This window comes from Neptunomonas antarctica (assembly GCF_001305295.1).
Lineage (GTDB): Bacteria > Pseudomonadota > Gammaproteobacteria > Pseudomonadales > Balneatricaceae > Neptunomonas > Neptunomonas antarctica.
Window position 1 is genome coordinate 44,657 of record NZ_LJSI01000020.1, and the last position, 13,953, is coordinate 58,609.

General features: G+C 46.5%; 9 protein-coding genes. 4 read left to right on the forward strand and 5 right to left on the reverse strand.

All coding sequences use genetic code 11. The features are described 5' to 3' along the window. Nucleotides 1-236: 236 nt before the first annotated feature. Entirely contained in the window at nucleotides 237-1,580 is a 1,344-nt protein-coding gene (locus Nant_RS02340; protein WP_054340041.1) for a UDP-glucose dehydrogenase family protein, read from the forward strand. Nucleotides 1,581-1,770: 190 nt separating this feature from the next. On the opposite strand, the gene wecC is transcribed toward Nant_RS02340, so the two are convergent. From wecC to pdhR, 5 genes are all read right to left on the reverse strand, one after another. Next, the gene (gene wecC / locus Nant_RS02345; RefSeq protein ID WP_054340042.1) at nucleotides 1,771-3,024 is read right to left on the reverse strand and encodes a UDP-N-acetyl-D-mannosamine dehydrogenase; all 1,254 of its coding nucleotides are present in this window, start codon (nucleotides 3,022-3,024) and stop codon (nucleotides 1,771-1,773) included. 95 nt (nucleotides 3,025-3,119) lie between these two features. Beyond that, nucleotides 3,120-4,241, reverse strand: a complete 1,122-nt coding sequence (gene wecB / locus Nant_RS02350; protein ID WP_054340043.1) for a non-hydrolyzing UDP-N-acetylglucosamine 2-epimerase — start codon at nucleotides 4,239-4,241, stop codon at nucleotides 3,120-3,122. A gap of 344 nt (nucleotides 4,242-4,585) precedes the next feature. Continuing rightward, nucleotides 4,586-6,523 (reverse strand): pyruvate dehydrogenase complex dihydrolipoyllysine-residue acetyltransferase, encoded by a 1,938-nt coding sequence (gene aceF, locus Nant_RS02355; RefSeq protein WP_054340044.1) that lies wholly within the window; start codon nucleotides 6,521-6,523, stop codon nucleotides 4,586-4,588. A 91-nt stretch (nucleotides 6,524-6,614) separates the two neighbouring features. Then, nucleotides 6,615-9,275: a pyruvate dehydrogenase (acetyl-transferring), homodimeric type gene (aceE, locus tag Nant_RS02360; protein ID WP_202904932.1), complete on the reverse strand. Its 2,661-nt coding sequence runs from the start codon at nucleotides 9,273-9,275 to the stop codon at nucleotides 6,615-6,617. Between the two features lie 351 nt (nucleotides 9,276-9,626). Next, on the reverse strand, nucleotides 9,627-10,385 hold the full coding sequence (gene pdhR, locus Nant_RS02365; RefSeq protein WP_054340046.1) for a pyruvate dehydrogenase complex transcriptional repressor PdhR: 759 nt from the start codon (nucleotides 10,383-10,385) through the stop codon (nucleotides 9,627-9,629). 328 nt (nucleotides 10,386-10,713) lie between these two features. Here pdhR and Nant_RS02370 point away from each other — a divergent pair, with 328 nt between their 5' ends. The 3 genes from Nant_RS02370 to Nant_RS02380 all read left to right on the forward strand — a co-directional run bounded on the left by Nant_RS02370 (nucleotide 10,714) and on the right by Nant_RS02380 (nucleotide 13,833). Then, nucleotides 10,714-11,781 carry a TRAP transporter substrate-binding protein gene (locus Nant_RS02370; RefSeq protein ID WP_054340047.1) on the forward strand — a complete coding sequence of 356 codons (1,068 nt, stop codon included), beginning with the start codon at nucleotides 10,714-10,716 and terminating at the stop codon, nucleotides 11,779-11,781. Between the two features lie 136 nt (nucleotides 11,782-11,917). After that, nucleotides 11,918-12,442: a TRAP transporter small permease subunit gene (locus Nant_RS02375; protein ID WP_054340048.1), complete on the forward strand. Its 525-nt coding sequence runs from the start codon at nucleotides 11,918-11,920 to the stop codon at nucleotides 12,440-12,442. 2 nt (nucleotides 12,443-12,444) lie between these two features. Next, nucleotides 12,445-13,833 (forward strand): TRAP transporter large permease, encoded by a 1,389-nt coding sequence (locus Nant_RS02380; RefSeq protein ID WP_054340049.1) that lies wholly within the window; start codon nucleotides 12,445-12,447, stop codon nucleotides 13,831-13,833. Nucleotides 13,834-13,953 lie beyond the last annotated feature (120 nt).

Sequence of the window (13,953 nt, forward strand, 5' to 3'; positions counted from 1 at the left end):
CATTAACATGATTTTAACAATAATTACGGGCATCAACAAACCCAAATAATAGCTCAACACAATATTCATCCAACCCTAATATCGCCGTCTGGCATGTGCTTTTTACACCCCTATTAATTTTAATCTGCTGGGGCGCTTTATTAATCCACCAATACACTCCTCATTACTCCCCAACTCACTACACGCTGACGTTTTTAGGTATAATCTGATTTATTTTTAGGCTAAAAGGATCTTTCATGAAGATTACGGTGTTTGGTACAGGTTATGTTGGCCTGGTCACAGGTACATGCCTGGCAGATGTGGGCCATGATGTATTGTGCGTTGATATTGATGAAACCAAAGTTGAAGGACTTAAAAACGGTATTATTCCTATCTATGAGCCCGGCCTTGAAGCAATGGTTATCCGTAATCACAAGGAAGGCCGCCTTAATTTTACAACGGATGCCGAAACCGCTGTTAAGCACGGTACATTGCAGTTTATTGCGGTAGGTACGCCGCCCGATGAAGATGGCTCTGCCGACTTACAATACGTGCTGGCGGTGGCCAATACGATTGGCCAATACATGGACGGCTTTAAGGTCGTGATTGATAAATCAACCGTCCCTGTTGGCACGGCGGATAAAGTAAAAGCAACGATCGCTACTGTCTTGGCAGCGCGTGGCTACGATACAGATTATGCTGTTTGCTCTAATCCGGAATTTTTGAAAGAAGGCGCCGCACTGGATGATTTTACCAAGCCGTCGCGTATTGTAATTGGTACCGACTGCGAGCAAGTGCGCGAGTTAATGCATGAGTGCTATGGCCCCTACAACCGTAATCACGACAAACTTATTTTTATGGATGTACGTGCTGCCGAGCTGACTAAGTATGCGGCCAACGCTATGTTGGCAACTAAAATCAGCTTTATGAATGAGATGTCCCAACTAGCGGAATGCCTTAACGTTGATATTGAGCAGGTACGCTTGGGGATTGGTTCTGATCCACGTATTGGTTATCAGTTCATTTATCCTGGTTGCGGTTATGGCGGTTCTTGCTTTCCAAAAGATGTACAGGCACTGGCACGCACCGCTGATTCGGTTGGTTACGATGCGCAACTACTTAAAGCGGTTGAAGCCGTTAACTATCGCCAGAAAGAAACCTTGTTTGCCAAGCTTGAACGCGCTTTTGATGGCGACCTTGCCGGTAAGACTATTGCTATCTGGGGTTTATCATTCAAACCCAATACGGATGATATGCGCGCTGCGCCTAGCCGTATATTGATGGAGTCACTGTGGAAAGTTGGCGCTAAAGTAGTAGCTTACGATCCTGAAGCGATGAATGAAACCCATCGCATTTACGGTAAGCGCGAGGATCTATCACTGGTAGGCACACGTGAAATTGCGGTGGAAGGCGCCGATGCGCTGGTGATTTGTACTGAGTGGAAATCTTTTCGTGCTGTTGATTTCAGCTGGTTAAAAGCCAAACTGAACTTCCCGGTGATTGTGGATGGTCGCAACCTGTACAATCCGGACGAAGTGAAAAAAGCAGGCTTGATGTATTACGCTGTTGGCCGTGCTGATTCTTTACATAAAAGCATTTAATATGCTGAGTGCGCTTTAAAACATAATTAACAAATAATTAACAGTTAGCGCATTGCTGAGCAGATGAGATAAAAAAAGGGGTTCTTTTAAGAACCCCTTTTTTATTAGTCAGATTTTATTAACTAAGAGCTTTATTTACTTACGCTTCATTAACCCAGTTCTTTATTAATAAGCTTCCTATCAGCTCTTATTAACCAATAATGCCACGTGTATCGATCACTACCTTAGTAGCAAACTGGGTTTTATCGGCGGCTTTAAACTCTTTATGATCGACTAAAATAACGATCACATTGGCTCTATCCAGTGCACTTTCCAGGCTTGATAATGCAATACCCGCTGTTGCCAGCTTTTCTGGTAATGCTTTGATATTGGGCTCTACCGCGATAATTTCGCCAATATTCAGTTTGGCTAATTCCTGAACAATCTGTAATGCCGGGCTTTCGCGCAGGTCATCAATATCGGCTTTAAAGGCCAGACCTAAACAGGCGACCACCGGACGCTTAAACTCATCCGCCGCTTTAACCACCTGACTTACCACGTAGTGCGGTTTGGCATCATTGGTTAGGCGCGCTTGCTTGATGATTTTAGCTTCTTCTGGGCAGCTATCGACGATAAACCAAGGATCAACCGCGATGCAGTGCCCACCCACACCCGGACCCGGGTTAAGAATATTCACACGCGGGTGACGGTTGGCTAGCTTGACCAGTTCCCATACGTTGATTTTTAGCTTGTCGCAGATAACCGAGAGCTCGTTCGCAAAGGCGATGTTAACATCGCGGAATGAGTTTTCGGTGAGTTTGGCCATTTCGGCGGTACGCGCATTGGTGATGATGCATTCGCCGCGCACGAATGTTTTATACAGCTCGACGGCGCGGTCGCTACAGGCTTTGGACATACCCCCGATCACGCGGTCATTGGAAACCAGCTCCTGTAATACGTAACCTGGTAATACGCGCTCGGGGCAATGCGCAACTTTAACATCGGCGGCGCTGCCTTTATCTTGCGGAAAGCTCAGGTCTGGACGTGCTTCTGCCAACCAGGCGGCCATTTTTTCGGTAGTGCCTACCGGTGAAGTCGATTCCAGCACAACCAGGTTACCTTTCGCTAATACTGGCGCGATGCGTTTTACGGCCGATTCGATATACGACAGATCCGGCTGATGCCGACCATCGTCACTGGCGATAAAGGGTGTAGGGACAGCGATCATAAACACATCGGCCGGCTCTGGCGTGGTAGTAGCGCGCAGGTTGCCGGTGGTAACAACACTGCGTACCACGATATCCAGATCTGGCTCTACTATATGTATTTTGCCGGCATTAATGGTATCCACCGCTGACTGGATAACATCAACACCAATAACATTCATACCGCGTGAAGCGATGATAGCGGCCGTTGGTAATCCTATATACCCCAACCCAATAACCGATACTGTTTCAATACTCATCTATACATACCTGTTCAAATAAAATGTGAAATTCTGTACGGTGCCAGCACTGTTTCTGTGTGCTTATTTAGCATTGCTAGCTTAGCTGTGCTGACTTAATTGTGCTTTAACGTTTCTACGATCTGCTGGCAGGCGGTGCCGTCACCGTAAGGGTTGATGGCACGTGCCATGGAATCATATTTTTCTTGTGACTCCATAAGCTCAACCACACCGGCAACGATGCGCGCATAGTCAGTGCCCACAAGCTCGACAGTACCCGCATCTACCGCTTCCGGACGTTCGGTATTATCACGCATAACTAATACTGGCTTACCTAAGGAGGGCGCTTCTTCCTGGATACCACCAGAATCGGTCAGTATCAGGTAGCTGCGGTTCATCAGGTAGACGAAAGGCAGGTAATCTTGTGGGTCGATCAGGTAAATATTATCCATACCCTTTAACAGCCGGTTAACCGGTTCCTGCACATTGGGGTTGAGGTGCACAGGGTAAACAATTTGGGCATCGGGATAGCGTGCGGCGATGTCGGCCAGCGCTTCACAGATGCGCTCAAAGCCATCGCCAAAAGATTCGCGGCGGTGACCGGTCACCAACAATAGTCGGCGATTGCTGTCCAGAAACGGGAAACGTACCGACAGCTGCGCTTCCAGCGTACTGTCCGTTTTAATTCTGTCGACCACCCAGTGCAGCGCATCGATCACAGTATTGCCGGTAATACTGACATGATCTGCCGGAATTTTTTCGTCAATCAGGTTTTGGTAAGACAACTGCGTCGGGGCAAAATGCCAGGTTGCCAGAGTAGCAGTGAGGGTGCGATTGGCTTCTTCTGGCCACGGCGAATAGATGTTGCCTGTTCTCAGACCTGCCTCAATATGCCCTACGGGTATTTGTTCGTAAAATGCAGCCAACGCAGTAGAAAATGTAGTACTGGTATCACCATGCACCAGGACTATATCGGGTTTGAATTCACGCAATACATCACGAATACCCAGCAGTATGCGCGTGGTGACATCAAAAAGATCCTGGCCGGGTTTCATGATATTGAGATCGTAATCGGGCTGAATTTCAAACAGATCCAGTACCTGGTCCAACATTTCCCGGTGCTGGGCAGTCACACACACCCGACTCTCAAATTGAGATTCTTGCGCAAGCGCTTTCACCAAGGGCGCCATTTTAATCGCTTCCGGACGCGTGCCGAATACCGTCAATATCTTTTTCATAGCATCCTTTCAATATAAATAACAGCCGAAATAAAAGCGCTAATAAGCGCCGATTGAACAACTTTTTATAAATTAACTTTTTAGAGTATATGTTACAAGGTTAAGCCCTGTACTCATCCCTATAATACCAATATTTGGTTAAAATTTGCTAACAGGATGAACAATATAATGAACTATAAGCTAATAGATGAATATAGTGTCAGTTTCTGATAAAAGACACAAAAAAACGGGGTTCCTTTCGGAACCCCGTCAAGCTAGCCAAGGGACTTGCTAAAACGTTACGTGCATTACAACATCAGACAAGACAGACATCACTCAGCAGGCTGTTAACGTAGGTACTTACATCACAACATTAGACGACGGATGTCACTCAGCAAGCTGTTGAGGTAAGTTAAGAATCGACCTGCATCACTGCCATTAATAGCACGATGATCGTATGACAAACACAATGGCAACATCATACGGGGCTCAAACTCTTTACCGTTCCAACGTGGTTTAATATCTGCTTTAGACACACCCAGAATCCCCACTTCTGGCGCATTAACGATAGGCGTAAAGCCTGTTCCGCCGATGCCGCCTAAGCTGGAAATTGTGAAACACGCGCCCTGCATTTCGTTTGGCTTGAGTTTGCGATTTTTTGCTTTACCCGCCAGTTCGTTCGCTTCTAAAGACAATTCGTAAATTGACTTTTTATCCGCATCTTTGATCACCGGTACCATCAAGCCATTTGGCGTGTCGACTGCCAAACCGATGTTGATGTATTTTTTGTAGACGATGTGTTCACCGTCTGCATCTAGTGAGGCATTGAATTTTGGATTTTCAGCCAGTGCTTTAGCGACCGCTTTGATCATGAAAGGCAGCGGCGTTAATTTAACACCGGCTTTGAGTGCTTCCTCTTTCATCCCTTTACGGAACGCTTCCAGCTCGGTGATATCAGCATCGTCAAATTGAGTAACGTGCGGGATATTCAACCAGCAGCGCGACATATTGGCGGCGGTTAATTTACCGATTTTAGTCAACGCAACTTTTTCGATCTCACCAAACTTACTGAAATCAACCGCTGGAATAGCCGGGATACCCGAACCACCCGTAACGGCTGCGCCCGCTGGTTTTGTTTTCAGCTGTACGAGTGCATTTTTCACATACGCCTGTACGTCTTCTTTAAGAATACGTGCGCTACGGCCCGTACCTTTAACGTCCACCAGATCCACTCCGTATTCACGCGCTATAGCACGTACTGCAGGGCCTGCATTAACGGTACGGTTTTTCTTTTCAAGTTCAATCTGGCTAACAGTGCTGGCCGGCGCTGCTGCTTTAGCAGGAGCCGCTGGAGCAGAGGCTGCTGGCGCTGAAGATGCTGCTACCGGAGCAGGAGCCGCTGCAACTGCTGCGCTACCCGCCACTTCCAGCAGGATAAGCACATCACCTTCGTTACAGGTGCTGCCTTCTTTGATCAATACTTCTTTGACGGTACCGCCTTTAGGGGCAGGTACTTCCATAGAGGCCTTGTCGGTTTCGAGTGCAATCAGGCTGTCGCCTTCTTGAATAACGTCACCTACTTTGACCATCACTTCGATAACGTCAACGTCGGTGGCGCCACTCAGATCGGGCACTAATACGTTTTCAACACCACCGGCGACAACAGCTATGTCAGGCGCGGCAACCGCAGGTGCTGCAGCTGCTGGCTGAGCCGCAGGCGCTGCTACGGGAGCCGCTGCTGATCCGCCAACTTCCAGCATAATCAGCACATCACCTTCGTTACAGGTAGTGCCTTCTTTGATCAGAACCTCTTTAACCGTACCGCCTTTAGGGGCCGGCACTTCCATGGATGCTTTGTCAGTTTCCAGCGCAATAATGCTATCACCCTCTTCAATGACATCGCCTACTTTAACCATGACTTCGATGACATCAACATCGCTAGCACCGCTCAAGTCTGGTACTAATACCTGCTCGACATTTGTTGAAGTTGTCACTGCTGCTGGTGCTGCCGCAGGTGCAGGTGCCGCAGCTACGGGAGCTGGAGCCGCAACCGGAGCAGCTACCGCGCCTGTTTCCAATGTCAGAATCACGTCACCTTCGTTGCAGGTATCGCCTTCTTTAATCATCACTTCTACGATAGTACCTGCTTGCTCTGCCGGCACTTCCATAGATGCTTTATCGGTTTCCAGTGCCATCAGGCTATCGCCCTCAGCAACAACATCGCCGGCCTTAACCAGCACTTCAATAATATCTACGTTTTCTGCGCCGCTTAAATCTGGAACTGTAATTGTGATTATGCTCACGATAATGTCCTCTCTTCGTTATTCGCCATTACGTTCAATTCAACTTTCAAAATCAGCATGCCTGAGCTGACGCTCAGGCAACTCTCAGCGCTTATACAGTCCAGGGCGCTGGTTTTTCTGGGTTGATATTGAATTTCTGCATGGCTTTAGCGACGACTGATCCTTCAATTTTGCCGTCTTCCTGCAGCGCTTTAAGCGCGGCAATCGTGACGTAATAACGATTCACTTCGAAGAATTCACGCAGTTTTGAGCGCGTATCAGAACGACCGAAACCGTCAGTACCCAGTACTTTATAACGCGCTGGGATGTATTCACGTAGCTGGTCTGCATACAGACGCATATAATCGGTTGCTGCAATAACCGGACCCTGACGATCTTTCAGGCATTCAGTCACATACGCTACTTTTGGCTCTGCTTCCGGGTGCAGCATATTATGACGTTCAACGCCCTGCGCATCACGACGCAATTCGTTAATCGATGTAGTGCTCCAGATATCAGATTCGATACCAAACTCTTCATGCAGAATAACGGCAGCCGCCTCTACTTCACGCAAGATAGTACCGCAGCCCATCAACTGAACTTTGAGTTCAGCATCTTTGCCATTTTTAAGCAGATACATACCTTTAATGATGCCTTCTTCTGCACCTATCGGCATCTCCGGATGGCCGTAGTTTTCGTTCATGGTAGTGATGTAGTAGAAACGGTTTTCACCTTTTCCGTACATACGCTCTAAACCATCCTGAACAATCACTGTTAATTCGTAACCATACGTCGGATCGTAAGATACACAGTTAGGGACCATCTGTGCCATCAAGTGGCTGTGGCCATCCTGATGCTGCAGACCTTCACCGTTCAGCGTAGTACGACCAGCGGTTGCACCGATCAGGAATCCACGCGCTTGCATATCGCCTGCCGCCCAGATCAGATCCATAACGCGCTGGAAGCCGAACATCGAGTAGAAAATATAGAACGGGATCACAGGACAATTGTTGTTTGCATAGGAAGTAGCACACGCAATCCAGGCAGACATCGCACCGGCTTCGTTGATACCCTCTTCCAGAATCTGTCCGGTTTTAGACTCTTTGTAGAACATGATCTGATCACTATCATGCGGTACATAGCGCTGACCGACAGAGGTGTAGATACCCAGTTGACGGAACATACCTTCCATACCGAAAGTACGCGCCTCATCCGGAATAATCGGAATGATACGATTACCGATATTTTTATCTTTAACCAAGGTATTCAGTACGCGGTTAAATGACATCTGCGTAGACAGCTCACGCTCGCCACTGCCTTTCATGTTGTTAGAGAAAGCCTCAAGCGCAGGAACCTCTAATGTCTCTACCTGGCTGCGACGCACCGGATAAAAACCGCCGAGTTTTTGGCGACGCTCGACCATGTACTTCATTTCGGCTGATTCAGCTGATGGACGGTAGTAAGGCACGTCTTTCAGTTGCTCATCATCCAATGGAATGGTGAAGCGATCACGGAAATCTTTCAGATCATCAATCGCCACTTTCTTCAACGAGTGGGTGTCGTTTTTCGCTTCGCCGGATTTGCCCGTGCCGTAACCTTTAACGGTTTGCGCCAGGATAACCGTTGGACGACCAGTGTTGTTCGATGCTGCATGATAAGCGGCATAGACTTTATAAGGATCGTGCCCGCCACGGTTAAGATTCATTATCTCGTCATCAGACATGTCCTTAACCATTTCAAGCAGTTCAGGATATTTACCGAAGAAGTGTTCGCGTGTATAAGCGCCGCCGTTGGCTTTAAAGTTCTGCAGCTCACCGTCGCACACTTCGTCCATACGTTTTTGCAACAGACCATTAACATCTTTTTCAAACAGAGGATCCCAGTGACGACCCCACAAACATTTGATGACATTCCAGCCTGCACCACGGAAGACACCTTCCAATTCCTGAACAATTTTTCCGTTACCGCGTACAGGACCATCCAGGCGCTGCAGGTTACAGTTGATTACAAATACCAGGTTTTCCAGATTTTCACGTCCGGCCAGCGCGATCGCACCCAGAGATTCTGGCTCATCACACTCACCATCACCCAAAAATGCCCATACTTTACGGTCACCACGGTCGATCAGGCTACGCGCTGACAAATAACGCATCACGTGTGCCTGATAGATGGCCTGGATTGGACCCAGACCCATGGATACGGTTGGGAACTGCCAGAAATCAGGCATCAGCCAAGGATGCGGATAAGAAGGCAAACCGTTGCCATCGACTTCACGACGGAAATTATCGAGCTGTTCTTCCGTCAAACGGCCTTCCAGATAAGCGCGGGCATAGATACCAGGAGAGATATGCCCCTGGAAAAACACCATATCTGATTCTTGCTCGCCTTCATTACCACGGAAAAAGTAGTTAAAACCGATATCGTATAATGTCGCTGAAGAAGAGAAGCTGGAAATATGACCACCCAGACCTTCTTTATTATCGTTAGCACGCATAACCATTGCCATTGCGTTCCAACGGATAAACGAACGGATGCGGCGCTCCATGAAAAGATCACCCGGCATACGGACTTCATCTTTAGGGGAGATAGTATTCCGGTAAGGAGTGGTAACAGAACCGCGACTCTCTACACCCATATCAGAGGCTTTACGGCCTAACTGAGCTAGCAGAAAGCGCGCACGGTCATCGCCGTCATTTGTCGCCACAGATTCTAGTGCTTCTAACCATTCTTTTGTTTCGATCGGATCGATATCATTAATATATTGTTCTTGCACGTTGCCTTCTCCACGTATGCGTTAAGCATTTATCCCTTGTTGTTATAAATCCAGACTTTTAGTTGCCTGTGGGTGCCTGCCGGCCGCTATATATGTCGCTGCTATAGCAATCTGCGCAGCTAACCCGTCTGTTTTATTATCTTGAGAGAACTTCTCATGCCGCAATGCAGCATTATTCTCTTTCTTTTTATTTGTAGTAATACTACAAAATTTTACAGAATCTGTCTATAAAACGGTCTAATACTATATGCTATTGATCGATAAATAGATTTTTTGTAGTTTTTATACATACATCTATTTATAGACAAACGTCTTAAAATACAGCTAACCTTACTATGCTTTCACGCCCGGCTATGAATTGCCTGAGCGCCGCATCGCTCTTTCAACACGGGTATTTTCCCGCCCCTGCTCTAGCAAGGATTCTTCGACATACGCCAAATGATCATGTGCTGCACGTTGAGCGGCATCCGGTTCACCCGAAAAAATTGCCTGCATCAGTTTGTAATGCTGATCATGAATTTTTTGCCTATAACCTGATTTCGGGTAAATATTCTGTAAATTATCGCCAATATGCTGACGCAACAAACTAAACAATGCCCGCATCATATGCAGAAGTACCATATTATGTGTGGACGCGGCAATAGTCAGATGGAAGTCCACATCCGCTGACACCTCCTTCTCAAAATCCTTGTTTTCATGGTGCACCTGCAGCGCATCATAGCTGGTTTGTATGGCTTGCTTATCGGTTGCAGTACTTCGCAGCGCAGCATAATACGCAGTCACCCCCTCAAGAGCGTGCCTGAATTCAAGCAAATCATATTGTGCCTCTGGATGACTTTTGAAAAGCTCAAGCAACGGATCCATAAAAGAGCCGCCCAAATCTTCAGAAACATAAGTACCGCCCCCCTGCCGACTTACCAACAAGCCTTTTGCTGTTAATTTTTGAATGGCTTCACGCAATGAAGGACGAGACACTTCAAATTGCTTAGAAAGCTCTCTTTCAGGCAATAGCTTTTGCCCGGGTTTTAAGGTCCCTTCCAATATCATCTCTTCCATTCGCTCGACAATGACATCAGATATTTTAGGCTGCCTTACCTTTTGATAGGCCATATTCACACCTTCTAAACACTTAGTATAAGCACTACATCAGCACTTAAAAATTTAATATTACGCAACTGTATAATTGGTATTACCAATAATGTTAAATTTAATTAAATGTAAAACTAACTATTATTAACAAAAAAGCCAATATATATTTGGCTTATAAAAAACCATTGACAAACACTGGTCAAAAAAAATACAGTAACACTTCAACGCATGGTAAATTGGTCTTACCAATATAACAAGAATGATCGTTTTTGCACTGTTATAACAACGTATCTGTTGTATATTCAGTCACGGATCTAACAAAAATAAATATCGCCATTGAGGATGAGACATGAAAAAGTTCGCCAAGTCTGTGATATCTACTGCTGTACTAGCAGGTGTAGCCGCTACTGCTTTTGTGCCTGTACAGGCAGCTGATAAAACGTTACTGAAAACCCCGATTGCTTTCGGTTCTCATCTACCTGCTTTGGGTACGCCAATTGTCTGGGTGTCTGAACAATTGAATCTTGTTAGTGACGGCACTATCAGGATGAAAATCTATGAGCCGGGCAAATTGGTTGCTCCGCCTGAAATTCTGGATGCTGTTTCATCCGGTAAAGTTAACTCAGGCTATGCCACTGCTGGTTATTGGCAGGGTAAAATGCCTGCTGCTGGTTTCTTCTCTGCTGTGCCTTTTGGTCCTGAAGCAGGCGAATACATGGCGTGGATGTATTATGGTAATGGCCTGAAACTGTATCAGGAAATGTACGACACCAATGGCTATAACGTAAAAGTTATTCCATGTGCGATTATTTCTCCTGAAACATCGGGCTGGTTCAATAAAGAGATCAATACACCAGAAGACCTTAAAGGCCTGAACATGCGTTTCTTCGGCCTGGGCGCTTCGGTTATGGAAAAAATGGGTGTGTCTACATCACAGCTACCTGGCGGTGAGATCTTTGGTGCGCTTGAGAAAGGTGCGATTGATGCAACTGAGTTCTCTCAGCCAGCAATCGACAAGCTTCTTGGTTTCCAGAAAATCATGAAATACAACTACTTCCCTGGCTGGCATCAACAAGCAACAATTTTCGAGTTGCTCGTAAACAAAGATGCGTGGGGCAAAATGTCTGCAGGACAGCAAGCGACAGTTGAAAACACCTGTAAAGCATCGATGACCAACTCTATTGCTGAAGGTGAAGCGATGCAGTTCCCTGTGATGGCTGACGCAAAAGCAAATGGCGTTGAGATCCGTTACTGGAATGACACCATGCTTAAAGCCTTTGAAGAGAAGTGGGGTGAAGTAGTTGTTGAGAAGTCTGCTGAAGATCCGTTCTTCAAGAAAGTATGGGATGATTTGAACACATTCCGTACCGGCTATAACCTTTGGGAATCTAACGCATTCCTACCACGTAGCCGTTAATACTCTTTCAAGCAGCGTTATGTAAACTGAGCCACGTCAGCTGAGTTACATAAGTTAAGCTACCCAAGTTAAGGCAGACAGTGTTTCATTGTCTGCCTTTCATTTTTACAATAATAATCGATGTAGGTACCTTCCTGTGACTGAGAACGATACTCTCCCATCAGTACCTCTGGCTGATAAGATCGACCGCTTTATCCAGCGCGTCGGCATGTCGGTTGCTTGGTGCTACGTCCTGCTGATTTTTGTAATCATTTTGCAGGTCGTGCTTCGAAAAGGATTTTCAAGCGGTTTAATTATATTTGAAGAGTTGCAATGGCATCTTTATGCGATGGGCGTGATGTTCGGACTCTCTTATGCGCAGACCACTAACTCACATATTCGCGTGGATCTTTTTTATGCGCACTTCAGAGCACGCACTAAACATATCATTGAGATTCTTAGCATTCTCCTTTTAGTCATGCCTTTTATTGTGATTGTATTCGCGCACAGTATCGAATTCTTTTATGACTCATACCGCATCGGTGAAGGCTCACAATCGCCCTCTGGCCTGCCTCACCGCTGGATTATCAAGGGGGTCATTCCATTGAGTTTTGCATTACTGGGCCTTGCTATGCTGTCTCGATTGTACCGTGACACCGTTTTACTGATACGTGGAGAATGATGATGGACGTCAATGAAATTATGGTCATTGCGATGTTCTTATCTTTCATCGCTCTATTATTTACCGGTATTCCTGTTGCCTGGGTGTTGGCCGGCGTAGGAATTATTTTTGCTTTTATCGGTCAGTTCGCCGATGTTTACCTGGATACGATGACCGGGTTGGATTACACCACTCTGGGCCTGGTGGTAAACCGTCTTTATAAGATCATGGATAACTGGATTCTGGTCGCATTACCTATGTTTATCTTCATGGGTATTATGCTGGATAAATCCGGCGTTGCTGAAGAACTGATGCACTCGATGCAAGAGCTGTTCGGCCGTGTTCGCGGTGGGCTTGCGGTAACCGTAACGGCTATCGGTATTATTCTTGCAGCCTCCACTGGTATTATCGGCGCATCCGTTGTGCTGTTGGCCGTGATGTCTTTGCCATCGATGACGAAACAGGGTTATTCAATGCCATTAGCATTGGGTACGATTGCCTCAGCCGGTACGTTGGGCATTTTGATTCCGCCCAGCATTATGCTGGTCATCATGGCTGATCAGCTGGGCTTATCGGTTGGTGATCTGTTTATGGGCGCGGTTATTCCTGGTTTGATGCTGGGCGCTATGTATATCGCTTACATTCTGATTTACGCCTATATAAAACCAAATGCTGCACCTGTGCCTGTGGATGCTAAACCGGTTAGCTGGCCTGTTGTGCTCAACGTGTTGAAAGCGGTATTACCAACGTTATTCCTTATTTTTGTGGTGCTGGGTTCTATCTTTGCTGGCTTTGCCACACCGACAGAAGCCTCAGGCGTTGGCGCACTCGGCGCAACGTTACTGGCAGTGTATAATCGACGTTTCAGCATTCCTGTACTTAAAGAGGTCATGGGCGGCACGTTCAACACCACAGCCTATATTTTCGCCATCTTTATTGGTGCGACTTGTTTTGCACTGGTGTTACGTGAATTGGGCGGTGATGAACTGATCGAGTCGTTCCTGACAGGTCTGCCTTTTGGCCCGTACGGTATTGTCTTCTTTATTCTTGGCGTGATTTTCTTACTCGGCTTCTTCCTCGATTGGATAGAGATCACTTTGATCATCCTGCCTCTGTTGGCGCCGGTTATATCCGCACTGGGATTAGATATCGACGGCTATGGGGTGGTAGATAACCCAGAACTGGTGTGGTTTGTAATGTTAGTGGCGATGGCATTACAGACGTCGTTCCTGACACCGCCGGTAGGCTTTGCACTCTTCTATCTGAAAGGTGTTTGTCCGCCAAATGTTAAGCTGTCTGATATTTACAAAGGTGTTATTCCTTTTATCGGCCTGCAATTAATCGCTTTGTTTATTCTGGTTTTTTGGCCGCAGCTGGTGCTTTGGCTTCCTGCCGTCGCTTACGCCAAATAATTCAGAACAAAACATAAAGAAAAAGTAAATCGCGTTACCCGTGGTATCCCTGTTGATACCACGGTTTTAAACGCGGCTTTAATAATAGTTCCAAGCCCGATTTCAAACGATGCTCTATCA

Coding starts and splice junctions, on each gene's coding strand:
- wecC (WP_054340042.1), bottom strand. CDS start 3,024: ATGAGTATTGAAACAGTATCGGTTATTGGGTTGGGGTATATAGGATTA.
- wecB (WP_054340043.1), bottom strand. CDS start 4,241: ATGAAAAAGATATTGACGGTATTCGGCACGCGTCCGGAAGCGATTAAA.
- pdhR (WP_054340046.1), bottom strand. CDS start 10,385: ATGGCCTATCAAAAGGTAAGGCAGCCTAAAATATCTGATGTCATTGTC.
- Nant_RS02340 (WP_054340041.1), top strand. CDS start 237: ATGAAGATTACGGTGTTTGGTACAGGTTATGTTGGCCTGGTCACAGGT.
- Nant_RS02370 (WP_054340047.1), top strand. CDS start 10,714: ATGAAAAAGTTCGCCAAGTCTGTGATATCTACTGCTGTACTAGCAGGT.
- Nant_RS02380 (WP_054340049.1), top strand. CDS start 12,445: ATGGACGTCAATGAAATTATGGTCATTGCGATGTTCTTATCTTTCATC.